18 protein-coding genes are annotated in these 22,530 nt (G+C 72.7%); 2 read left to right on the forward strand and 16 right to left on the reverse strand.

Features of this window, described 5'->3' with window-relative positions; translation table 11 throughout:
* Together M8J74_RS19280 and M8J74_RS19285 are read right to left on the reverse strand one after the other, a co-directional pair.
* Positions 1 to 1,222, reverse strand: a 1,222-nt coding sequence (locus M8J74_RS19280; RefSeq protein WP_308406071.1) for an FtsX-like permease family protein, incomplete at its 3' end; no start/stop codon positions are given.
* Between the two features lie 113 nt (positions 1,223 to 1,335).
* The gene (locus M8J74_RS19285) at positions 1,336 to 1,749 is read right to left on the reverse strand and encodes a globin (protein WP_058925234.1); all 414 of its coding nucleotides are present in this window, start codon (positions 1,747 to 1,749) and stop codon (positions 1,336 to 1,338) included.
* Positions 1,750 to 1,816: 67 nt separating this feature from the next.
* Between M8J74_RS19285 and M8J74_RS19290 the strand changes: the two genes are divergently transcribed.
* Positions 1,817 to 2,806 (forward strand): methyltransferase domain-containing protein, encoded by a 990-nt coding sequence (locus tag M8J74_RS19290; RefSeq protein ID WP_249837615.1) that lies wholly within the window; start codon positions 1,817 to 1,819, stop codon positions 2,804 to 2,806.
* 4 nt (positions 2,807 to 2,810) lie between these two features.
* Here the strand turns inward: M8J74_RS19290 and M8J74_RS19295 are convergent, their stop codons facing one another.
* The 14 genes from M8J74_RS19295 to M8J74_RS19360 form a co-directional block, all read right to left on the reverse strand.
* Positions 2,811 to 4,163 (reverse strand): FHA domain-containing protein, encoded by a 1,353-nt coding sequence (locus tag M8J74_RS19295; RefSeq protein ID WP_249837616.1) that lies wholly within the window; start codon positions 4,161 to 4,163, stop codon positions 2,811 to 2,813.
* Positions 4,164 to 4,218: 55 nt separating this feature from the next.
* The gene (locus tag M8J74_RS19300) at positions 4,219 to 5,565 is read right to left on the reverse strand and encodes a vWA domain-containing protein (RefSeq protein ID WP_058925238.1); all 1,347 of its coding nucleotides are present in this window, start codon (positions 5,563 to 5,565) and stop codon (positions 4,219 to 4,221) included.
* Between the two features lie 97 nt (positions 5,566 to 5,662).
* Positions 5,663 to 6,946, reverse strand: coding sequence for a PP2C family protein-serine/threonine phosphatase (locus tag M8J74_RS19305; protein WP_249837617.1), 1,284 nt, complete (start codon positions 6,944 to 6,946; stop codon positions 5,663 to 5,665).
* A gap of 3 nt (positions 6,947 to 6,949) precedes the next feature.
* A complete protein-coding gene (locus tag M8J74_RS19310; protein WP_249837618.1) occupies positions 6,950 to 9,442 on the reverse strand; it encodes a serine/threonine-protein kinase in 2,493 nt (830 codons plus the stop codon).
* Positions 9,439 to 10,767, reverse strand: a complete 1,329-nt coding sequence (locus tag M8J74_RS19315; RefSeq protein WP_058925240.1) for a coiled-coil domain-containing protein — start codon at positions 10,765 to 10,767, stop codon at positions 9,439 to 9,441. The genes M8J74_RS19310 and M8J74_RS19315 overlap by 4 nt, the downstream gene beginning before the upstream one ends.
* A gap of 55 nt (positions 10,768 to 10,822) precedes the next feature.
* A complete protein-coding gene (locus M8J74_RS19320) occupies positions 10,823 to 11,866 on the reverse strand; it encodes a glutamate ABC transporter substrate-binding protein (protein WP_249837619.1) in 1,044 nt (347 codons plus the stop codon).
* Between the two features lie 14 nt (positions 11,867 to 11,880).
* Complete coding sequence (locus tag M8J74_RS19325) at positions 11,881 to 13,326, reverse strand: GlnX family signal transduction membrane protein (RefSeq protein WP_249837620.1); 1,446 nt, start codon at positions 13,324 to 13,326, stop codon at positions 11,881 to 11,883.
* Positions 13,327 to 13,542: 216 nt separating this feature from the next.
* Positions 13,543 to 14,514 (reverse strand): N-acetylglucosamine kinase, encoded by a 972-nt coding sequence (locus M8J74_RS19330; RefSeq protein ID WP_249837621.1) that lies wholly within the window; start codon positions 14,512 to 14,514, stop codon positions 13,543 to 13,545.
* The gene (locus M8J74_RS19335) at positions 14,505 to 15,770 is read right to left on the reverse strand and encodes a 6-phospho-beta-glucosidase (protein WP_249837622.1); all 1,266 of its coding nucleotides are present in this window, start codon (positions 15,768 to 15,770) and stop codon (positions 14,505 to 14,507) included. Before M8J74_RS19335 ends, M8J74_RS19330 begins: the two co-directional genes overlap by 10 nt.
* 7 nt (positions 15,771 to 15,777) lie before the next feature.
* Positions 15,778 to 16,671 (reverse strand): carbohydrate ABC transporter permease, encoded by an 894-nt coding sequence (locus tag M8J74_RS19340; RefSeq protein WP_249837623.1) that lies wholly within the window; start codon positions 16,669 to 16,671, stop codon positions 15,778 to 15,780.
* 2 nt (positions 16,672 to 16,673) lie between these two features.
* Complete coding sequence (locus M8J74_RS19345) at positions 16,674 to 17,615, reverse strand: carbohydrate ABC transporter permease (RefSeq protein WP_249837624.1); 942 nt, start codon at positions 17,613 to 17,615, stop codon at positions 16,674 to 16,676.
* Positions 17,616 to 18,977, reverse strand: coding sequence for an ABC transporter substrate-binding protein (locus M8J74_RS19350; RefSeq protein ID WP_249837625.1), 1,362 nt, complete (start codon positions 18,975 to 18,977; stop codon positions 17,616 to 17,618).
* Positions 18,978 to 19,032: 55 nt separating this feature from the next.
* Positions 19,033 to 20,244, reverse strand: a complete 1,212-nt coding sequence (locus M8J74_RS19355) for an ROK family transcriptional regulator (protein ID WP_249837626.1) — start codon at positions 20,242 to 20,244, stop codon at positions 19,033 to 19,035.
* 235 nt (positions 20,245 to 20,479) lie between these two features.
* A complete protein-coding gene (locus M8J74_RS19360) occupies positions 20,480 to 21,583 on the reverse strand; it encodes a mechanosensitive ion channel family protein (protein ID WP_505016705.1) in 1,104 nt (367 codons plus the stop codon).
* 322 nt (positions 21,584 to 21,905) lie between these two features.
* Between M8J74_RS19360 and M8J74_RS19365 the strand changes: the two genes are divergently transcribed.
* Positions 21,906 to 22,442: an HNH endonuclease gene (locus M8J74_RS19365; RefSeq protein ID WP_058925247.1), complete on the forward strand. Its 537-nt coding sequence runs from the start codon at positions 21,906 to 21,908 to the stop codon at positions 22,440 to 22,442.
* Positions 22,443 to 22,530 lie beyond the last annotated feature (88 nt).

Consider the following 22,530-nt stretch of genomic DNA (forward strand, 5'->3'; position numbering starts at 1 on the left):
CCAGCGCCACGCCGGCCGCCACCAGCCACACCCCGGGCCGGCCGGCGGCCGGCACGTCCGGGTGCAGGCCGATCCGGGCCAGCGCGCCCTGTCCGGCCATCAGCCGGGTGAGCGGCCCCGACAGCAGCGGCGCGCACACCACTGCGGGCACGGCGAGGAACAGCGCCTCCAGCGCGGCGAACGCGGCGATCCGGGCGCGGGAGGCGCCGCGGGCCCGCAGTACCCGGGTCTCGCCGCTGCGTTCGGCGCTCAGCAGCCGGGCCACCAGCAGCAGGGCGCAGCCGGCGAGGAGGCCCAGTTGCAGGGCGACGATCAGCAGGGTGGAACGGGAGACGAGCAGGGAGCGTTCGACGCGGTCGAGGACGTCGGGCAGGCCGGTGGTCACGGCCGTGGAGCCGCCGAGCGCGGGTTGCCGGCGCAGCGCCGCGCCGCCCGCGCGGGCCGCGGCGCGCAGCTCGCCGATGCGGTCGGTGGTGAGCGTGGAGAAGTCGGCCGCCACCAGCCAGGAGGACTGCCCGGCGCTGACCTTGCCGCCGCTCAGGACGCCGGGGGCGGCGAGCAGGGGCCCGTACGTCGTGAAGTCGACGGTCGTGACGCCGCGGCCGCCGAGGTCGTCGAGCCGCCAGTAGGGCGCGTCGGCCGCCACCGGCCGGTACAGGCCGGTCAGCGTGACCCGTACCTTCGGGCCGCCGAGCCGGTCGGTGAGGGTGAGCCGGGCGCCGGGCCTCAGCCCCAGGCGGCGGGCCGCGGTCTGCGGCAGGGCCGCCTCGACACCGGCGGCCTGCCGGGGCATGCGGCCCTCGACGATCCGCACCTGTGTGGCGTCCAGCGCGGCGACGTAGGTGAGGTCGGGGTCGCCGGACCGCTCGGCGGGCGGCTGCAGCGAGCGGGGCAGCGCGTACGGGCCGGAGCGCACCAGCGTCCGCACGGTCACCGGCAGTCCGTCGAAGGTGCGGCGCGCGGCCTGCCGTACGGCGGTGTCGGCGGCGGCCCGCCGGTCCGCGGGCACCTCGGACCTGACGATCAGGGCGCTGTCGGCGGCCGTGCGCGGGTCGCGCAGGGAGTGGCGCAGGGCCGCGTCGCCGATCGCGCCCGCGTAGGCGGTGAGGGTGGCGAGGACCGCCGTGGTCAGCAGGACGGTGAGCAGGGCGGCGGCCAGCAGCAGGCGGTGGGCGCGGGCACGCAGCACGACGAACCGCGCGAGCGCACCGAACCCCGTCACCCCGACCCCCCGTGGCCGTCCGGACGACGTCCGGACCTTCCGGCGATGCTGTCAGAGGGGCGGGGTCCCGGGTAAGCGCTTGTAGATCGAACTTGACCGGATCGTGACCGGTTTCAGTCCGGAGTGTTGATCATCGAGGCGGCCGCGTAGGTCAGATACCGCCACAGCTCCTGCTCGTGCTCCTCGGACAGGCCGAGGTCGTCGACGGCGGTCCGCATGTGCCGCAGCCAGGCGTCGTGCGCCTCGCGGTTCACCACGAACGGCGCGTGCCGCATGCGCAGCCGCGGGTGGCCGCGGTGGTCGCTGTACGTCGTCGGGCCGCCCCAGTACTGGATCAGGAACAGCGTCAGGCGCTCCTCGGCCGGCCCGAGGTCCTCCTCGGGATACATGGGCCGCAGGACGGGGTCGTCCGCCACACCCTCGTAGAAGCGGTGGACGAGGCGGCGGAAGGTCTCCTCCCCGCCGACCTGCTCGTAGAAGGTCTGCGTCTCAAGCGTGCCGCGCCGGATCTCTTTCACGTGCTCCATGCTCTCAGACGCCGGGAACCAGGACTTGAGGCTTAGGTCCCCAGGCATCCGGGTGCACAGTGGACGTATGGGCGCGCACACCCTCGACGAGGAACTGGCGGACCTCGCCGTCACCGCGCGGGCGGCGCTGGTACGGGAGATCGAGCGCAGCGGGGCCTGGGAGGGCGACCCGGTGTGGCGGGAGGCGTTCCAGGCGGTTCCGCGCCATCTGTTCGTGCCGTACTACTACGTCGGCGTCCGGGGCGGGTACGAGCGGCGGTGGGGCGAGAGCCCGGACCGGGCCGCGCGGGAGAAGTGGATGCGCGGCGCCTACGCCGACGCCCCGCTGGCCACCCGGCTGCGCGACGGCGACCTGGTCTCCTCCAGCAGCCAGCCCTCGCTCATGGCGAGGATGCTGGCCGAACTGCGTGTGCGGGACGGCGACCGGGTCCTGGAGGTCGGCACCGGCACCGGCTACAACGCGGCCCTGCTCGCCCACCGGCTCGGCGACGACGACCTGGTCACCACGGTCGACCTCTACCCCGAGATCACGGAGACGGCCCGGCGGCACCTGGCCGCGGCCGGCCACCGCCCCGTCGTCGTCACCGGCGACGGCGCCCGCGGAGTCCCCGAACGCGCGCCCTTCGACCGGATCATGGCGACCTGCACGCTGTCCTCGGTGCCGCTCGCCTGGCTCGCCCAGTGCGCCCCGGGCGCCCGCGTGCTGACCCCGCTCGCCACCGGGCTGATCGCCCTGACCGTCGAGGACGCCGGCCACGCCGAGGGGCGCTTCCTGCACACCCCGGCCTACTTCGTGCCGCTGCGCGGCGAGAGCCGCCCCGAGCCGGAGCCGGCCCACCTCGGCAACGTCCCGGCCCCCGCCCGCGGCGACGACAACTTCCGCTTCCTGTCCGCCCTCACGCGCGGCACCCTCGACCCGCAGGAGGCGTACGTCCTGTGGGAGCGCGAGGGCAGGCCGCGGCGCGAGCGGTACGGCGTCACGGTCGACGGCGGCGGCGAGTGGGCCTGGCTGGACGACCCGGAGGGGCCGTACGCCTGGCCCCTGCCGGCCCGCTGACCGCTCAGCCCCGGCGGACGGTGATCGTCGTCCAGGCGCCCACGTGCACCCGGTCGCCGTCCTGCAGCGGTACCGGCACGAAGGGCTGGATCGGCTCCTCGGAGCCGTTGACCGTCGTGCCGTTCGTGGAGTTCTGGTCGACGACCGCCCAGCTGCCGTCCGGCTGCTGCACCAGCACCGCGTGCTGGTGCGAGACGCCCGGGTCCTCCGGCGGCACCGACAGGTCGATGTCCGGGGTGTCGCCGGTGGAGTGGCGGCGGCGGCCGATGGTGATCTGGTTGCCGGAGAGCGTGCGCTGCTGCTCGGGCGAGTACGCGGGCAGGTTCAGACCCGCGGCCTCCGGACCCGAGCGCTGCATCATCGCCATGAAGTACTCGCGGTCCGGCCCGATCGTCGCCGTCCAGGTCGCCGGGCCGGCCTGCGGCGGCGCCTGCTGGAAGCCCTGACCGGGCGGCGGGGCCTGGGTGGTGCCGGGCTGCGGGTAGCCGTAGCCGCCGCCGGGACCGCCCGGGGCGCCGGGGCCGGACGACGGCGGGGAGATCACCCAGTCGTCCTCGTTGCCGCCGAAGGACGGGCCGCCCTGCGGCGGGCGCTGCGTCTCGCGCGGGAACGCAGGCGGAGCGGGCGGGCCGGACGGGCCGGGCTGCTGGAACGCCTGCGGGATGCCGCCACCGGCACCGCCGGGACCGCCCGCGGTCGGCGCCGGGCCGGGCGGGACGGGGCGGGAGGTGTCGGGGCCGAAGTTCGAGGGACCGCCCGGCCGGGGGTCGTTGCCGTAGCCTGCGGGACCGCCGGGGCGGGGGTCGTTGCCGTAGCCGGAGGGGCCGCCCGGGCGCGGGTCGTTGCCGAAGCCCTGCGGGGGGCCGGGCCGGGAGTCGTTGCCGAAGGGGGTGGGGCCGGAGGGTTCGCCGCCGAACGGCGGGATCGGCTCGGCGGGCCGGTTCACCTGCGACGGGCGCGAGCCCTGGTACTCGTACGCGTCACCGCCGCCGTAGGACGGGCCGGGCGGCTGCTGGTAGCGCGCGTTCGGGCCGGGGGCCGGTGGGCGCGGGGCGGCCGGGGTGTACGAGGTCGCCGTGTTGGTGAGGAAGTTCCACCGGCACTCCTCGCAGAACGGCGCACCGCCCTCGCGGGGCGTGCGGCACTGCGGGCACAGCTCGGGCTCCGGGTCCGGCACGGCGGACAGATGCGGGGGGCGGCCGCCGGGCTGGGCGCCCTGCGGCGGCGGGAAGCCGTAGCCACCGCCCGCGGGGGGCGGCGGGGGCGGGGGCGGAGGTACGGCACCGGCCATGCGGTGACCGCAGACCTCGCACCAGTCGTCGGAACCCGACTGGTGTCCGTTCGGGCAGGTCGGCATGTCGGCGCGTCCCTCCTTCGTTCGTTTCAGGTCACTTCGCGTGGAGTCTTGACGGTCACTTCTTTACACGAACAGTCTTTGTCGACCGTGTCTCGAGAGTCATCTCGTCGGCCTCCGCGACCTTCGCCTTCAGTCGCACAGTACCTGTCGCCGCGTCGACGACGTCCACCACCTTCGCAAGCAGTTTCGCAGTATCCGCGTTCCCCGAGACGCTCGCGAGCTGAACGGCCCTGCCCAGTTTGGCCGTTGCTCCATCGAAATCTCCCGCTTTGCGCAGATCGAGCCCCTGCTGGATGGCCCGGGCCAGCTCGGCCTGGCCCGTGTAGTGGGCGACCTGCGGGTTGATCGACGTCGACGCCGTCATGTCGTCGGTCCACACGGCCCGGACGAGGCCCTGGGCGCCCAGGTTCTCCGCGGTGCCGTCGGGCCGCGGGACGACCAGGGAGACGCGGGCGGCGAGCATCTCCCGGCCGACGGCGGCCGGGGGCACCTCCACGCAGACGTGGTAGTCACGGGACTCGTCCCCCCAGGAGCCGGTGGGGTAGTCCCCGGCGCGCGGGCCGGCCTCGCTGCGGCGGTCGGTGAGCTCCTCCACGGTGGGGGCGACCTGCTTGACGAACTTGATGGTCGTGCCCACCGGCGTCCACAGCCTGAGGGCGACGTCGCCGACCTCCTTGCCCATCGCCGTCTCCATCATCCGCGTGAAGTCGGCGGCGAGGCCGGCCGGGTCGGCGACGATGTCGGCGGTGCCGAGCAAGGCCGAGGCGATGCCTGTGACCTCTTTCACTTCCCAGTCGGTGCCCACGCCGCGTGCGTCACAGGTGAACCGTCCGGCGCAGGAGTCCAGGGCGGCCCTGAGGTCCTCGGGCGACTCGTGCTCGTTGCGGCCGTCGGTGAGCAGGATGCCGTGCCGGATGGTGACGTCGGCGGAGGACAGCAGGCGGTCGGCCAGCCGCAGCCAGGTGCCGATCGCCGTGCCGCCGCCCGCGCTGAGCTTGCGCAGCGCCTGCTTGGCCTGCTCCCGGGTGGTGGCGTCGGCCACCGCGACGCGCCCGCCGCCGGGGTAGACCTCCTTGGCGACGTGTGTGCCGCCGATCACCGCGAAGTGCACCCCGTCGCGCAGGGTGTCGATCGCGGCCGCCGTCGCGTCGCGGGCGTTGCGCATCTTGGTCGGCGGGTAGTCCATCGAGCCGGAGCAGTCGACCATGAGCGCCACGGCCGCGGACGGGCCCTGGCCGGGCGAGTACAGCTGAGGCGCCGTGACCGCGCCGCCGACGGTGCCGCCGCCGGTGGCGGTCACCGTGACGATCGCGTTGACCTCGCGGCCGCCCTCGGGCAGGTACTCGTTCTGGTACACGTCCATCGAGAACTGCGGCACGTTCGACTTCGAGAAATTGGCCATGCCTGATCGAATCCCCCTCGCGCACCTCACAGCCGTGAGGCGATGACTGGAAGCGGACCGGTCCCCTCCGGTCCGCCGGGCCTCCCCGTGTGCGGCCTCAGGCCGATCCTGCCCCCTGGGACACGGCCGGGAACGGCACGACGGCCACTGTTACGTTGTCGTGGCCCCCGCCGTCCAGGGCGTGACCCACCAGCACCCGGGCGCTGTGCAGGGGGTGCCGGTCGGCGTCCGCGGGGACGGCCTCGGCCATCTCCTGCGCCGCCTCCGCGTAGTTCCACAGTCCGTCGGTGCACACCACCACCACGCCCGGCCGGTCCGGCTTGAAGGAGGCGGTGTGCGGGTCCAGTTCGTAGGCGTCCGCGCCGAGCCAGCCGGTGATCGCGTGGGCGCGCTCGTCGGCGTAGGCCTCGGCCTCGTTCATCAGGCCCGCGGCGACCATCTGCGCGGCCCAGGAGTCGTCCTCGGTGAGCCGGGCCGGGGGCGAGGAGCGGTCCACCGGGACCCAGTAGGCGCGGCTGTCGCCGACCCAGCCGACGACCAGCAGGCCGGAGGTGACGACGGCGCCGACGATCGTGCAGGCGGGCGCGTTCTGGTGCGGGGCGTGCTCGCGGGCCGTGGCGGGCTCGTCGGCCAGGGCGTTGACCGCGTGCGAGGCGGCGACGATCGCGTCGTGCAGGGCCTGCTGGGGGTGCGTGCCCCGGGGCAGGGCGGCGAGCACCGACTCGCTCGCGGCCCGGGCGGCGGCGAGGGAGGCGTCGTCGGGGCGGGTCGCGGAGGAGACGCCGTCGCACACGATCGCCACCGAGGCCGGGGTGCCGTCGGGCAGGGCGGTGTGGCCGATGCCGAAGGCGTCCTCGTTGCGGTGGTGGCGCAGCCCGCGGTCGCTGACCGCGGCCAGCGGGCCGCACTCCTGCTCCATGTGGTCGCGCTCTCGGGGCTGGGCGTGCCCGCAGTTCTCGCAGTAGCCGTCGCCGTCCACGCGGCCCGCCCGGCAGGCCACACACAGCTTGGGCTCCCCGCCGGGCGCGGAGAGGTCGGCGACGCGCGGGTCGGGCGCCTGCAACGGGTACTCCTCGGGCTCCGGCGGCCGGTCGAAGCGCACACCGGAGGCCGGGGAGACCGGCGAACCGGTCGGCGGCGCCTGCGGCGGCAGCGGGACACCGCCCGCCTCCGGGGCCGGCGGCCCGGCCGGTTCCGGCGCGACGGGCCGGTCCGTACCCTCGTGGGCCGCCACCGGGCTGTTCAGCGCGACCGTCGGGTGGTCGTCCGGCCGTGGCGGCAGTGCGGACAGGTCGTATCCGCACGCACCGCAGAAACGGTCACCCGACTCGAGCGGCCATTCGCAGCTCGGGCAGGCGGACAACTGGGGCATCTGCGACATCAACTACACCCACGTCCGGGGGCGGTAACGGTTGGCTCGTTCCACCAGGTCGATCCTCTCCTCGCCGCCCCGCGCCAGCCGGGCGAGCGTGCGGTACGAACGCTCCAGGCCGAAGCGGAGTCCCCGCTCGTCCAGCTCGCTGCCGAGCAGCGTCCGCCGCCCTTCGGGCGCGGAACCCCGGCCCCCGGAGAGTATCCAGTCCAGGGCGCACCCGAGGACCTCGGCCGACAACTGCTCCCGGCGCGCCGGGTCCAGGCCGTACGCGTCCAGCGCCTCGACCTGCCCGGCGGCGGCCGTCAGGTCCTCCAGGAACGGTACGTCCCCGGGCACCGCCGTGCGCCCGCGCAGCCGCGCCCGTACGGCGGCTACGCGCGCGGCCGTGTAGTGGATGGACGACTCCGGCACCGACTCCAGCGTGCCCACGGCACTTCGCCGGTCCCCGGCGGCGAGCTGGACGCGGGCCAGCCCGAAGGCGGCGCTCACATAGCTCGGGTCGGTCGACCACACCAGCCGGTAGTACTCGGCGGCGTTGTCCAGCTGGCCGAGCATCTCCGCGCACAGGCCCAGCGCCAGCTTCGGCGCCATCTCGCCGGGGAAGGCGTCGTAGATCGCGTCGAAGGCGAGCGCCGCGCCCTCCTGGTCGCCGGTGACCAGCGCGGCCACGCCGCGGTACCAGACCACCCGCCAGTCGTCCGGTTCCTCGTCCTCGAGGGTGGCCAGCGAGGTCAGGGCGGCCTCGGAGTCGCCGTTCTCCAGCCAGGCCCGGATCTGCCGCAGCCGGGTCTCGACGGACTGGGCGGGCGCCGCCGAGAGCGCCCCGAGCAGTTCGGCCGGCGCGGTCGTCATCAGGCCCGCCAGGAAACCGGCGTTGGGATCGGCGGGATCGACCCGCGGGATCGGCAGCGCGAGGGCGGCGGCGGGGGAGTCGACCGGCTTGACGATCCCCGGGGAAGGGTCGCCGGACCCGGGGAGCCGGGCCGGCGCCTTCCGCGGCAGCACCGCCCGCGCCCCGAGCCGGGACACCTCGCCGTGCAGCTTCGGGAACAACTCCGGGTCCGTGACCCGCAGTTCGGGTCCGAACAGGGTAGACAGCGCCGGCCGCGCCCGCCCCGTCTGCAGCGACACGACCTCCCGCAGCACCCCGGTCAGCTGCTCGCCCATCTCCTGCGCGGAGGCGAAGCGGCGGGCCGGGTCGGGGTCGGTGGCGCGGACCAGCAGGCGGTAGAAGGACTCGTACTCGCGGAAGACCTCGATGTTGTCCGGGTCCGGCAGGGAGTCCACGAAGACGTTCGTGTAGCCCTGGAAGTCGAAGGTCAGCACGGCCAGGGTGCGGGCGACCGTGTACAGGTCGCTCGCCACCGACGGGCCGACCTCCGCGACCTCCGGCGCCTGGTAGCCCACCGTGCCGTAGATGGCCGACTCGTCGTCGTCCATGCGGCGCACCGCGCCCATGTCGATGAGCTTGAGCTGGTCCTCGGTCTGGATGGCGTTGTCGACCTTGAAGTCGCAGTACAGCAGGTTGCGGCTGTGCAGATGGCCGAGCGCCTCCAGCGCCTCGATGCCGTAGGCGCACGCCTGCTCCACCGGCAGCGGGTCCCGCTTGCCGTCCGGGGTGCGGCGGTCGTTGGCGATCTCCTTCAGCGACTTGCCGCCGACGTACTCCATGACGATGTAGCCGTCCATGGAGCCGGTGCGCTGGTCGAGGTGCTCCACGAAGTTGTAGATCCGCACGATGTTGGCGTGCTCGATCTCGGCGAGGAAGCGCCGCTCGGAGATCGCCGCCGCCATCGCGTCCTGGTCACCGGTGTCCAGCAGGCCCTTGAGGACCACCCACCGGTCGGACACCGCCTTGTCCACCGCCAGGTAGACCCAGCCGAGCCCGCCGTGCGCCAGGCAGCCCGCGACCTCGTACTGACCGTGCACCACGTCGCCGGCCTTCAGCTTCGGCACGAACGAGTACGGGTGGCCGCACTTGGTGCAGAAGCCCTCCGTGCGGCCCGGCCGCTCCTCCCGCGAACGGCCCACCGGGGCACCGCAGTCCGAGCGCGAGCAGAACCGCTTGCGCTCGGGCACCTCGGGGTTCTCCAGGACCATCGCGCGCGGGTCGGGCCGCGGCACGTCCGGCACCTGCACCAGACCCGCGCCGAGCCGGCCGCGGCCACTGGTGCCGGAGCTGGAACCGGAGCTGCGCACCGACACCGAACGCGCCGAGGTAGCGCCCGACAGGGAGCGCGAGAGCCGCCCCGACACCGAGCGCCGGGACTTCGACGACTGCGACGACGTACGCGAGCTGCCCCGGCCGGTCGGGCGTGAACCGCCGCTGCCCGAGCCGTCGTTGTCGCCGGCCGAGCCCGTGGCGCCGCTCGCGGAGGACGGGCTGCCCGGCGCGACGACCGGCGCGAGACCGCAGGTGTCGCAGTACAGCTCGCCGCCGCCGACGTCCTCGTACGATCCCTCGCAGTCCGGCCGCTGGCAGGTCTGCTGTGCCTGGCTCATGACTCCCCCCTACGGTCTTCGGGACCTCCCTGCTCCGGCACCCGCGGGGCGCCGAGCAGTTCGGCGGCCGCCCGCTGGTAGCGCAGCACGGCCTGTTCGGCGACGCGCAGGTCGCAGGGCGCGCTCCACAGCATGCGGCGGGCCGCGTCGTACCGCTCGATCAGGAACGGGTCCTCGGCGAGCCCGTGCCGGGCGACCTTCGCCTTGTAGGCGTCGAGACGGCCGCGCAGCTCCGCGCGGACCGCCAGCGGCGCGGTGACCGCGGTCAGCGACTCGCGGGCGCGCAGCAGTTCGTCCTCCGCCTTCTGCTCCAGCGACTCCAGCAGCGGGGACAGGCGGTGCCACTGGGCGTGCCTGCGGTACTCGGCGGCCGTCGCCAGCTGCTCCTGCAGCGCGGTCGGCGGGCCGCTGACCACCGGCACCTCGGTCGCGGCGATCTTCGCGAGGACCTCGCCGCGCGCCGTGCGCGCCTCGGCGAGCGTGCGGTCGGCGCGGCTGAGCACGTCCCGCAGCCGGATCAGCCGCTGCTCGGCGTCCTGCCGGACGGTGAGCACGGCGTCGATCTCCCGGCGCACGTCCTCCAGGGCGCGCGCCTGACGGTCGTACACCGTCAGGTCCGGACGGCCGCCGCCGGGCGCCGAACTGCCCTGCGCCGGGACCCAGTAGGCGAGCGGGTCGGACACCACCTGCTCGCGCAGGGACGTCAGCGTGCGGGTGATGCGCTCCAGGTCGTCGCCGGCCGGGTGCTCGCCGGGGCGCACGCCGACGGAGTGGGCGAGCTTGCGGGTGCGCTGGAGTTCCGCGGCGAGTAAATCGATCCGGGCGGGCAGCGCCGACCACACCGCGTCGGCGGCGACGACCATGTCCAGGCTCGTCGCGTACAGGTCGTTCATCCGGTCCACCAGCGCCGACAGCGAGAACTGCTCGCTCAGCCGCCCCGAACCGCCCTGCAGGGTCGGCGCGTTGGCCACGGCGGTCGTGGAACCGGCCAGCGTGACGGACTCGCCGCGCAGCAGTTCCGTCAGCTCCACCAGGTCCTCGCGGCTGGACCAGCGGCGGCGGGCACGGATCTCCCGGGCGGAGCGCAACGCGTCGGAGTAGGCGTCGAAGTACGCCCACAGCAGCGTGATCGACGCCTCCGCGGACGCCCAGCGCTCCTTGGTGACACCGGTCAGCTCGGCACCTTCGAGGAGTCTGCGGCCCGCGTGGTCCTGCAGGGCCAGGAGCGAGGTCTCGATCGCCTCGTGCTCCGCGCCGAGCCGCGCCAGCGCACGGTCCACCTCGTCCCGGTCCATCACCGGCCCGGCGGGGTCCGTGACGCCCATCGATCACCTCTCGCTGCTGTCGTCATCCGTCAGTCGTCCGTCAGTCGATGATCGGTCACCGGTAGGTGGCTTCGGGAGGGGTCGCCGACGGCGACTTCTTGTTGTCCTGGTCTATCGTGGGGTGCAGCCACGTCTTGTACGAGTCGGCCCAGCCGCCGTCCTTGATGTAGTTCGCCAGGGTCCGGTTGACCTGGCGTACCAGATCCTCCGAGCCCTTCTTCATCGCCACGCCGTAGTACTCGTCGGTGAACAGGCCGCCCTTGAGCTCCACCGTCGGGTCCTGCGCGGCCTGGCTGGCGGCGAGCGCGCCGTCGGTGACGACCGCGTCGACCTCGCCGAGCTGCAACTTCACCAGGCAGTCGAGCTGGTTGGGCACGACCGTGCCGATGTCGGTGGACGCGGGGATCTTGTGGCCCTTGTCCGCCTTGAGGTTGTCGAGGGCCGTGGAGGTCGCCGCGGAGCACACCTTCTTGCCGGCGAGGGTCGCGTTGTATCCGGTGATCGTGGAGTTCTTGGGCGCGAGGACCTGCTGGCCCGTCTTGAAGTAGGGCGCCGAGAAGTCGACCTGGTCCAGGCGGTCGCAGGTGATCGTCATGGTGCGCACCACCATGTCGACCTCGCCGTCGTCGATGGCGTCTATCCGGCGGCTGGTGGGGATGGCCTTGAACGCGACCTTGTCCGCGTCGCCGAGCAGGTCGCGGGCGATCCGGTGGGCGAGGTCGATGTCGAAGCCCTCCAGCGCGCCGTTGGCGTTGTTGGGGTTGAGGTAGCCCCAGCGGTAGCTGTTGGTGTCCACGCCGACGACCAGACGCCCCCGGGTCTTGATGGCGTCGACGTTCTCCTGGGTGGCGCTGGTGCCGGACGGCGACAGGCTGTGGTCCTGCGGGGGCCTGCCGTCGGTGCACTTCTCGTCCGCCTTGGCCTGCACGCCGTGGGCGAGCCCCTGGCCCGCGTCGGCCGCGGCGGCGCCGCCCGGCTGGGTCCGGGGCAGCAGCAGGACGAAGGCCAGCGCCAGGGCGCACACGACCGCCATGGCACTCACTCCGCCCCAGCCGCGCAGGCCGGCCCGCAGACGCCGGGTCAGACTCCGTGCGTTCATCGTCACGCCCCCTCTCACCGGTACTCCGACAGCCTGCGGCCGATGCCCAGGACCGCGCCGGCCGCCCCCAGGACCGCCAGCACGGCGGCGCCGTACGGCAGTCCGTCCAGCGCGTCCCGGCCGCCGCTCGCGGCCTGCCGGAACTCGCGGTTCTCGTGGCCGAGCGCCGTCTGCAGCGCCGCGTCGACGTTGTCGAAGCACACGCTCGTGGGGTCCTTGCCGACGCCGATGACCTTGTCGCGAGCCTGCCGGTAGTCGCCCTGGTCGTTCTGCTTCTGGGCGACGGCGTGCCGGTCCTTCCACGCCCGCATGAAGCTGTCGGCGTCCTTCACCGGCTTCCTGCCCGCCGCGTCGTCGGCGAGGGAGCCGGCCTTGGTGAGGGAGCCGGCCAGCTTCGCGATCTGGGTGTCGTACCCGACGGCGTAGGTGTCCTTGGGCTTGTCGTCGACCAGGGTGGTGTCGGCGCCGCGGCGGATCAGGCTGAGGTTCTCGTCGCTGCGGGCCGTCAGCGACGCGATGCGGGCGTCGTGCAGGACGTTCAGCGAGCGGACGCCGTGGTCGTAGGAGTCGTTCAGGCCGGCGCGGGCGACGGTGTGGCCGACGACCAGCCAGAGCAGCACCACCACGGAGGCGGCCGAGGCCGTGACCAGGCCGTGGTTGAGGACCCGGTTGGTGCGCAGGTAGTTGCGCCGCTGGGACCAGCCCAGCGCGGCCAGGGCGGCGACACCGAGGCAGACCGCGGCCCACGGGAACGCCTTGGCGTCCGCGTAGTCGGAGTTCAGCCGCTGGTTCTCCCGCTGGTACAGCGCCTCGGCCTTCGGCAGCATCTGGTGCTGCATCGTCTCGTTCGCGGCGCGCAGATAGGCGCCGCCCACCGGGTAGCCCTGCCGGTTGTTGGCGCGGGCCGTCTCCACCAGGCCCTGGTACGCCGGAAGCAGCTTGTTGAGCTCGGCGATGGTCCGCGCAGACCGCGAACCGGCCTTGGAACTGGCGGCGGCCGTGACCAGCTTGGCCGCCGCGGTGTCGATGTCGCGCTGGTAGCGCTGCCGTACGGAGGGCTTCTCCTGCGGACCGGCGAGATAGCCGCTGGCCGCGGCCGTGTTGGCGTCGGCGAGGGAGGCGTAGATCTCGGCCGCGTCGGAGCTGAGCGGCTGGCTGCTGTTGAGGACGTCGTCCGCGGCGCTCGCCCGGTCCGTCATCTGCCAGGCGGCGACCGCGCCGAAGGCGACGACGAGGAGGGCGAGCAGCGCGCCGATGACGCGCAGCCGCCCCGGCTCTGTCGTGGCGGCCGCGCGCAGCCGGTCGGCGCCCTCGGCGAAGGCCGTGCGGCGCGCGGGGACGGGCTCCGGCGCGGGGGCCGGGCCGGGCGGCGCGGGGGACGCGGGCTGCGGTGGTACGGCGGGCAGGGTGGGCACGCCGGAACCCGGTGGCGCCGTACTGCTCTTCGGCGGTGTTGTCACTGTTGACCTCCCCCATGGTCATCCGTCGCCGCCAGTATCGCCGCCGGGACCGACATGCGCACCGGTCTTCACTGGATCTTGATCGGATCGCAGTGCTGTTGCCCCGGGGGCCCGGGGGCCGCCCCCCGGAGGACACGGCACCGGCGCGCGACTCGGAGTCCCGCACCACCCCCTGCCCATGAATACGCCGCCGGAATCAGTTCGGTTCCCACCAGGTCAGCGCTCGAAGTGGGCCCGTACCCGCTCGTGCGCCTCGGCTGTCGCTCCGGCCTTGTCCAGCCCCAGCAGTGCCGCCCCCAGCACCGGACTCGCCGTCACCACCCGGGGCACCGCCTTCGGGGCGCGCACGGCGAGCAGGTCGCGGATGCCGTCGTTCAACTGCGGGTGCCGGGCGGCCAGTACGCCGCCGCCCAGCAGGACCGGCGTCTCCTCCTCCAGCAGGTCGAGGCGGGTGAGGGCGACCGTCGCCATGGTGACGACCTCGTCCGCGAGCCGGTCGACGATCGCGCGGGCGACCGGATCGCCGTCGGCGGCGGTGGCGAAGAGGACCGGCGTCAGTTCGTGCCGGCGGGCGGGCGCCACCGTCTCCAGGTGCAGGGCCTCGATGAGGGCGAGCATGGAGGTGAGGCCGAAGTGGCCGGGCAGGGTGCGCGCGAGAGCCGTCGGCTCGCCCCGCCCGTCCTCGGCGCGCGCCGCGTGCCACAGCGCCTCCTCCGCCAGTCCCCAGCCGCCGCCCCAGTCGCCGGAGATGCGGCCGAGCGCCGGGAAGCGGGCGGTGCGGCCGTCGGGGCGCATGCCGACGCAGTTGATGCCGGCGCCGCAGACGACGGCGACCCCGCGCGGCTCGGTGACGCCGGCCCTGAGGATCGCGAAGGTGTCGTTGCGGACCTCCACCGACGCGCCCCAGCCGCGCGCGTGCAGCGCGGCCGCCAACTGCTCCTCCTCCACGGGGAAGTCGGCGTTGGCGAGGCAGGCGGAGACATGCTCGACGGACGCCACCCCGCAGGCGGTGAAGGCTCGGTCCACCGCCGCGGCGACGGCGTCCACGGCCGCGTCCACGCCGGTCACCGGCGGCCGGAACCCGCCGCCGCGAGCCGTGGCGAGGACGGTGCCGTCGGCCGCCACCACGGCGACGTCGGTCTTGCTGTTGCCCGCGTCGACGGCGAGGACACGTGCGGTCATGCCCACGCGAGATGCTCCCGGTTGTGTGCGATGAGTCGGTCGGTGAGGGCGTCGGCGTAGGCGTACTGGCCGACGAGCGGGTGGGCGAGCAGGGCCCGGAACACCCGGTCCCGGCCGCCCCGCAGGGCCGCCTCCAGCGCCAGGTCCTCGTAGGCCGTGACGTTCGCCGCGAGCCCCGCGAACAGCGGGTCGACGGCGGGGACGGGCAGCGGGGTGGGCCCCTTGGGGCCGACCGCCGCCTGCACCTCGATCACCGCGTCGTCGGGCAGGAAGGGCAGCGTGCCGCGGTTGAGGGTGTTCACCACCTGGTACGGCGACCCTCCTGCGCCGAGCAGTCCGGCCGCGAGGTCCACGGCCGCCTCCGAGTAGTAGGCGCCGCCCCGCTTGGCCAGCAGCGCCGGCTTCTCGGCCAGCTCCGGGTCGCCGTACATCGTCAGCAACTGCCGCTCCATCTCCGCCACTTCGGCGGCGCGGGAGGGTTTGGTGCGCAGTTCCTCCACGACCTCGTCGTGCGCGTAGTAGTAGCGCAGGTAGTAGGAGGGGACCACGCCGAGGCGGTCCAGGAGCGCGCGCGGCAGGTGCAGGTCGGCGGCGATGGCGTCGCCGTGCTCGGCCAGCAGCTTCGGCAGCGCGTTCTCGCCCTCGGGGCCGCCGAGCCGTACGCCGGTCTCCCAGGTGAGGTGGTTGAGGCCGACGTGCTCCAGGTGGATGTCGGCGGGCGTCACGCCGAGCAGGTTCGCGAACTTGCGCTGGAAGCCGATCGCCACGTTGCACAGGCCGACCGCCTTGTGGCCGGCCTGCAGCAGGGCGCGGGTGACGATGCCGACGGGGTTGGTGAAGTCGATGATCCAGGCGTCCGGGTTGGTGCGGCGGACCCGTTCGGCGATGTCGAGGACGACCGGGACCGTGCGCAGTGCCTTCGCCAGGCCGCCGGCGCCGGTGGTCTCCTGGCCCACGCAGCCGCACTCCAGCGGCCAGGTCTCGTCCTGCTGACGTGCCGCCTGTCCGCCGACCCGCAGCTGCAGCAGGACCGCGTCCGCGCCCTCGACGCCCGCGTCCAGGTCGGAGGTGGTGACGATGCGGCCGTCGTGCCCCTGCCGGGCGAAGATCCGGCGGGCGAGGCCGCCGACGAGTTCCAGGCGCTCGGCGGCCGGGTCGACCAGGACCAGTTCCTCGATGGGCAGGGTGTCGCGCAGGCGGGCGAACCCGTCGATGAGTTCGGGGGTGTAGGTCGACCCTCCGCCGACCACGGTGAGTTTCATGCGGTGTCTAACCCTTCACTCCGGTGAGCGTGACGCCCTCGACGAACGCCTTCTGGGCGAAGAAGAACACGAGGATCACGGGGGCCATGACCAGCACGGTCGCGGCCATGGTGAGGTTCCAGTCGGTGTGGTGCGCGCCCTTGAACGACTCCAGGCCGTAGGACAGGGTCCAGGCGCCGGGATTCTCCGACGCGTAGATCTGCGGGCCGAAGTAGTCGTTCCAGGCGTAGAAGAACTGGAAGAGGCCGACGGCCGCGATCCCCGGCTTGGCCATCGGGACGACGACCTTCAGCAGGGTGCGCAGATCGCCGCAGCCGTCCACCTTCGCGGCGTCGATGTACTCGTTCGGGATGGTCATCAGGAACTGGCGCAGCAGGAAGATGGAGAACGCGTCGCCGAACGCCATCGGGATGATCAGCGGCCACAGCGTGCCGGAGAGGTCCAGCTGCTTCGCCCAGAACAGGTACATCGGGATGATGATCACCTGGGGCGGCAGCATCATCATCGAGATGACCAGCATCAGCGACAGATTGCGGCCCCGGAAGCGGAACTTGGCGAGCGCGTACGCCACCGGGATCGAGGACACGACGGTGAGGACCGTGCCCAGGCCCGCGTAGACCAGCGTGTTCCGCCACCAGGTCAAAAAGCCCGGGGTGTCGAAGACCTTCCGGTAGTTGCCCCATTCCCAGGTGTGCGGGATCAGGTCCCGGCTCAGGGCCTGGGTGTCGCTCATCAGGGAGGTCAGGAACACGAACACGAAGGGCAGGACGAAGAACAGCGCGGCCGCGACGCCGAGGGAGTGCACGGCGATCCACTGCAGCAGCGACCTGCGGCGGGCGGTGCGTTCGGCGGGGGAGACCGGCGCCTTCAACCGCACCGGCCGCTCCAGGACTTGGGTCATGGTCAGTCACCTGCCAGGTTGAGACCGCCCCGGCGCCGCATCAGGAACGCGGTGAACACCATGGACAGGGCGAACAGGACGAGGGCGACGACACACGCGGAGCCGTAGTCGAAGCGCTGGAAGCCGAGGTTGTAGACGAGCTGGGGCAGGGTCAGGGTCGACTTGTCCGGGTAGCCGGGCTCGAACTGGGTGCCGGCGCCCTGGATCACGCCCGAGGCGACCTTTCCCGCGATCAGCGGCTGCGTGTAGTACTGCATGGTCTGGATCACGCCGGTGACGACGGCGAACATCACGATCGGCGCGATGTTGGGCAGGGTGACGAACCGGAACCGCTGCCAGGCGGAGGCCCCGTCCAGCTCGGCCGCCTCGTACTGCTCCTGCGGTACGTCGAGCAGCGCGGCCATGAAGATGACCATCAGGTCGCCGATGCCCCACAGGGCGAGCAGGGTGAGGGCCGGCTTGGACCAGGAGGGGTCGTTGAACCAGCCGGGGGCCGGGATGCCCGCCTTCTCCAGGATCGAGTTCACCGGGCCCGTACCGGGGTTGAGCAGGAAGGCGAACGCCATCGTCGCGGCCACCGGCGGGGCGAGGTAGGGCAGGTAGAACAGGGTGCGGAACACCCCGGTGCCCGTCTTGATCTTGGTGATGAGCATGCCGACGCCGAGGCCGAAGACGACCCGCAGGGTCACCATGACCAGCACCAGCCACAGGGTGTTGCGCAGGGCCGGCCAGAAGAAGGGGTAGTGCTCGAAGACGTAGGTCCAGTTCTTCGAGCCGCTCCACGTCGGCGGTCTGAAGCCGTCGTAGTGCATGAAGGAGAAGTAGACCGTGGAGATCAGCGGGTACGCGAAGAAGACCGCGAAGCCGATCAGCCAGGGCGACATGAAGGCGAGGGTGCGCAGCGCCGACCTGCGGCGCTTGGACGCCAGGGTGATCGCGGACATCTACTTGGCCTGCGCGATGTCCGTGTCGATCTGCGCGGCCGTCTTCTTCAGCGCCGCCTTGAGGTCGGTGACCTTGCCGCTCTCGTAGTCGTAGCCGAGCTGCTGGATCGTGGTGAGGTAGACGCCGCCGTTGATGGAGGCGGGGGAGGTGGTGGAGTTCGGGTTCGCGGCGATGTCCAGGAACGTCTTGAAGCGCGGGTCGTACTTCAGCTTCGGCGACTTCAGGGCCGCGAGCGTCGAGGGGACGTTGTGGATGCCGTTGGAGAAGCCCACCACCGCGTCGGTGTCCGTGGTGATGTACTTGACGAACTCCCAGGCCGCGTTCTGCTTGTGGCTGGTGGCGGCGATGCCGGCGATGGTGCCGGTGATGTAGCCCTTGCCGTACTGGGCGGCCTGGTCGTCCGGGACGGGCAGCGGGGCCACGCCGATGTCGAAGTTCGGCTTGGCGTCCAGGGCCATGCCCAGGCGCCATTCGCCGTCCAGCTGCATGGCGACCTGACCGGTGTGGAAGGGGTGCTTGGGGCCCCACTCGTCGCCGAGCTTGGAGCGGAAGGTCTCCAGCTTCTTGAAGCCGCCGAGCTCGTCCACCAGCTTCTTCTGCAGCCTGAAGCCGGCCTCGAAGGCGGGGTCGGTGGCGAGGTTCGACTTCCCGGCCTTGTTGAAGTAGGTCGGCGAGAACTGCCCGAAGTAGTGCTCGGTCGTCGTCTCCCAGCCGTGGTAGTCCGGCATGAACCCGAGCTGCTTGTAGCTGTCGCCCTGGGCGATCGTCAGCTTCTTGGCGTCGGCCTCGAACTCGGACCAGGTCTTCGGCGGGGTCTTGATGCCGGCCTTCGCGAACGCCGTCTTGTTGTAGTAGAGGCCGTAGGCGTCGCCCAGCAGCGGCGCCGTGCAGCGGTCGCCGTCGAACCGGGTGTACTCGTTCATCGCCTTCGGGAACGTCGTCTCGGGGTCGATGCCCGACTTCTCGAAGAACGGGTTCAGGTCGACCAGGGCGCCCGAGGAGCAGAACTTGCCGACGTTGTTGGTGGTGAAGGAGGAGATGACGTCCGGGGCCTTGTCGCCGCCCGTGCGCAGCGCCTGGTTGATCTTGTCGTCGGTCATGTTGCCGACGACGTTGACGTGGATGTTGGGGTGGGCCTTCTCGAAGCCGGCGACCAGCGACTTCACGGCCTTCACCTCGTTCGGCGCGCTCCAGGCGTGCCAGAAGTTGATGGTCGTGTCCTTGGAGGCGTCGTCGCTCGCACCCGAACCCGACTGGCCGGTGCAGGCGGTGGCGAGGAGGGCGAGGGAGGCGGAGGCGGCCAGCGCGACGGCCGCCTTCCGGGACACATCGGGTATGACTTTCCAGGACTTTTCGGGCATGGCGAGGTCTCCCAGAGGCGCAAGGGGCTAGGGCGAGGGGTGTGGGGTCGAGAGGTCAGCGCGAGGTGTCGAAGACCTCGTCGCGGGTGGTCGCGAGCGCGCTCTCCAGCGCGCCGCGCAGTACGGGGTGTTCGCGGACGTCGCCGACCACGAGCCGGGGCCGGGCGGCGGCCAGCTCCTCCAGTTCGGCCTGGACGAGGGCGCGCAGCACCTCGCCGCCGGCCGTCAGCGAGGCGCCGCTGAGGACGACGAGTTCGGGGTCGAGGACGGAGACGAGCGAGGCGAGACCGGTGGCCAGCCGGGTCGCGTACGTCTGGAGGAGCAGCCGGTGCGGGCCGGTGTCCTCGGCCGCCGCCCGCTCGACGAGCGCCGCCGCGGCCTCGGCGTACGGACCGGAGGGGATGTTCTCGATGCCGAGTTCGCGGGCGAGCTTCGGGACGGCCTGGGAGCCGGCCAGCTCCTGGTAGCCGCCGCTGTTGGCCCGGGTCACCTGCCGGACGAGCGGGACGCCGGGGACGGGGAGGAAGCCCACCTCGCCCGCGCCGCCGGTCCAGCCGCGGTGCAGCCGTCCGCCGAGGACGAGCGCGGCGCCGAGGCCCCCCTCGTTCCACAGCAGGACGAAGTCCTCGTGCCCGCGGGCCGCGCCGAGCCGCTGTTCGGCGACGGCGGCGAGGTTGACGTCGTTCTCGTACTCCACCGGCATCGGCAGCGCGGCGGCGAGTTCGTCGAGCAGGGCCGGGGTGTGCCAGCCCGGAAGGTGCGAGGCGTAGCGCAGCCGGCCGGTGTTGGGGTCGAAGGCGCCGGGGGTGCCGATGACGATCCGGTGGACGTCGCCCCGGGCGAGCCCCGCCGCCTTCACGGCGCCGTCGAGGGCGTCGGTGACCTGCCGGACGACGGGCTGGGCCGGACGGCGGCCGGGGGTGGGCAGTTCGTACGACCCGACGGTGCGGCCGGTGACGTCCGCGACGGCGGCCAGGATGCGCTCGGGGGTGACGTCGAGCCCGGCGGCGTACGCGGCGGCCGGGTTGACCTCGTACAGCTGGGCGTTGGGGCCGGGCCGGCCCTCGGTGGTGCCGGTGGCGAGCACGAGCCCGGCCGCCTCCAGGCGGGCCAGGAGCTGGGAGGCGGTCGGCTTGGACAGGCCGGTGAGCTTGCCGATCCGGGTGCGGGACAGCGGGCCGTGCTCCAGGAGGAGGTCCAGCGCGGCGCGGTCGTTCATGGCGCGCAGGACGCGCGGGGTGCCCGGCGTACCGGCGGTTCCTGCCATGGGGTCGACACCTGCCTCTCGACTGCTCAGCTTCTCAGTGACCTGGGACGCGCGTCCATCGGTGGATCATCAGGTGATCACTGTTAGGAAAGTTTCCTATTGGCTGGAAAGGAACGTAAGCCCGGGGCGAAGGGGGCGTCAAGAGAAACCGCCCCCGAGGCAACAGAGTCGTTACCTCGGGGGCGGTGGGGTTCCGTGGGGCTCGGCCGTGGCCGTCGCCCCGGCTGCTCGGGCGCTACTTGGGCGCCGACCGCTGCGCCCCTATCGGCGAGGCCGCCGCCGACTGGGCCGAGTCCGGGTTGGACAGGGCCGACGGGGCCGCGACCGCCGCCGTCGGGTCGGCGGCCTCCGCCTCGTCCTCGGCGGCCGTCGCGCCGCCCACGATGCGGATGTTCGCCGCGTCGAAGGCCCGCTTGATCCGCCAGCGCAGCTCCCGCTCGACCGCGAGGGACTTGCCGGGCATGGTCTTGGCGGAGACGCGCACGACCATCGAGTCCAGCAGGACGCTGTCCAGGCCGAGGACCTCGATCGGGCTCCACAGGAGCTCGTTCCAGGGCTCCTCCGCGCTCATCTTCTCGGCGACCTCGTCCAGGGTGGCCTTGAGCCGGTCCAGGTCCTCGTCCGCCTTCACGGTGACGTCGACGCCGGCCGTCGCCCAGCCCTGGGAGAGGTTGCCGATGCGCTTGACCTCGCCGTTGCGGACGTACCAGATCTCACCGCTCGCGCCGCGCAGCTTGGTCACCCGCAGACCGACCTCTATGACCTCGCCCGAGGCCACGCCCGCGTCGATCGTGTCGCCGACGCCGTACTGGTCCTCCAGGATCATGAAGACGCCGGAGAGGAAGTCGGTGACCAGGTTGCGGGCGCCGAAACCGATCGCGACACCCGCGACACCGGCGGAGGCCAGCAGCGGGGCCAGGTTGATCTGGAAGGCGCCCAGGACCATCAGCGCCGCGGTGCCCAGGATCACGAAGGACGCGACCGACCGCAGGACCGAGCCGATCGCCTGCGAACGCTGGCGGCGCCGTTCGTTGTTGACGAGCAGACCGCCCAGCGAGGTGCCGTCGACCGCCTCGGCGGTGCGGGTCATCCGGTCTATCAGCTTGGTGATCGCCCGCTGCACGGCCGCTCTGAGCACCGCCGCTATCACCAGGATGAGCAGGACCCGCAGGCCGATCGCGAGCCACGTCGACCAGTTCTGCTCGACCCAGCTGGCGGCGTTGGTCGCACTCTCCTGGGCGTCCTGGAGCGTGGGGACCGTCACGGCGGTCGACCCCGAGGGAGACGGGGACGGCGACGGCGACGAACCGGCGGCCATTAGGACGGCGGGCAAGGACACGGCGGGTACCTCCAGGTGCAGCGGTCCGCCGTCCGGCACGCGACGCGGTCAAGGTCACGAAAAGGTCACCGGACGGGCAGGCCCACCACACTATCGGGGCACCGTGTGCGAATCCTCGCCGTCTTCCGAGGAGACTCCGTGCGCCCCCCGTGTTGAGCAGGTGGGATAAACCGATCCCGGTCCGGGGGAAGAATGAGATGTGGTCGAAAACACTCCCAGCCCGTTACCGGGACATGGTGGCGCTTCCACCAGGCATGAGGGGACACTGACCACAGATCGTCCCGGCGCGAGCCACGCGCCGCCGACGCCCAAGGAGGCATCCGTGCCGCATGTCCTGGTCCTCAACGCGTCGTACGAGCCACTCGGCGTCGTACCGCTCCGCCGCGCGCTCATCCTCGTCCTGGAGAACAAGGCCGTCTCCCTCGAGGAATCCGGCGCCTTCATGCACAGCGCAACCGTCACAGTCCCCGCACCCAGCGTGGTCCGGCTCAAGCGATTCGTCCGGGTTCCCTATCGAGGGCCCGTTCCGCTCACCCGCCGTGCGCTCTTCGCGCGCGACGGAGGCCGGTGCATGTACTGCGGTGGCGTCGCAACCAGCGTCGACCACGTCATCCCGCGCAGCCGCGGGGGCAAGCACGTCTGGGACAACGTGGTGGCCTCGTGCCGCCGCTGCAACCACGTCAAGGCCGACCGGCATCTGTTCGAGATCGGGTGGCGGCTGCGCCACAAACCCGCCCCGCCCACCGGTCTGGCCTGGCGCATCATCGGGACCGGTCATAGGGACCCGCGCTGGCTGCCGTACCTTCAGCCGTTCGGCGCGGATGACGCCCTGGCCCGGATCGACGGCATCTCCGCCTGACGTCCGGGCCTTCGCACACCCCTGGTCGCACCGACCGCGGCAGCTGCGGCGTCCGGCCCGGGAGCCCCCCGTGCTCCCGGGCCGCGCC

It is taken from the genome of Streptomyces panaciradicis, from assembly GCF_023516615.1.
Taxonomy (GTDB): domain Bacteria; phylum Actinomycetota; class Actinomycetes; order Streptomycetales; family Streptomycetaceae; genus Streptomyces; species Streptomyces panaciradicis.

Excerpts from the sequence above, each read along its gene's own strand:
- M8J74_RS19285 (WP_058925234.1), bottom strand. The coding sequence starts at position 1,749 with ATGGAGCACGTGAAAGAGATCCGGCGCGGCACGCTTGAGACGCAGACC.
- M8J74_RS19290 (WP_249837615.1), top strand. The coding sequence starts at position 1,817 with ATGGGCGCGCACACCCTCGACGAGGAACTGGCGGACCTCGCCGTCACC.
- M8J74_RS19295 (WP_249837616.1), bottom strand. The coding sequence starts at position 4,163 with ATGCCGACCTGCCCGAACGGACACCAGTCGGGTTCCGACGACTGGTGC.
- M8J74_RS19300 (WP_058925238.1), bottom strand. The coding sequence starts at position 5,565 with ATGGCCAATTTCTCGAAGTCGAACGTGCCGCAGTTCTCGATGGACGTG.
- M8J74_RS19305 (WP_249837617.1), bottom strand. The coding sequence starts at position 6,946 with ATGTCGCAGATGCCCCAGTTGTCCGCCTGCCCGAGCTGCGAATGGCCG.
- M8J74_RS19310 (WP_249837618.1), bottom strand. The coding sequence starts at position 9,442 with ATGAGCCAGGCACAGCAGACCTGCCAGCGGCCGGACTGCGAGGGATCG.
- M8J74_RS19315 (WP_058925240.1), bottom strand. The coding sequence starts at position 10,767 with ATGGGCGTCACGGACCCCGCCGGGCCGGTGATGGACCGGGACGAGGTG.
- M8J74_RS19320 (WP_249837619.1), bottom strand. The coding sequence starts at position 11,866 with ATGAACGCACGGAGTCTGACCCGGCGTCTGCGGGCCGGCCTGCGCGGC.
- M8J74_RS19335 (WP_249837622.1), bottom strand. The coding sequence starts at position 15,770 with ATGAAACTCACCGTGGTCGGCGGAGGGTCGACCTACACCCCCGAACTC.
- M8J74_RS19340 (WP_249837623.1), bottom strand. The coding sequence starts at position 16,671 with ATGACCCAAGTCCTGGAGCGGCCGGTGCGGTTGAAGGCGCCGGTCTCC.
- M8J74_RS19345 (WP_249837624.1), bottom strand. The coding sequence starts at position 17,615 with ATGTCCGCGATCACCCTGGCGTCCAAGCGCCGCAGGTCGGCGCTGCGC.
- M8J74_RS19350 (WP_249837625.1), bottom strand. The coding sequence starts at position 18,977 with ATGCCCGAAAAGTCCTGGAAAGTCATACCCGATGTGTCCCGGAAGGCG.
- M8J74_RS19355 (WP_249837626.1), bottom strand. The coding sequence starts at position 20,244 with ATGGCAGGAACCGCCGGTACGCCGGGCACCCCGCGCGTCCTGCGCGCC.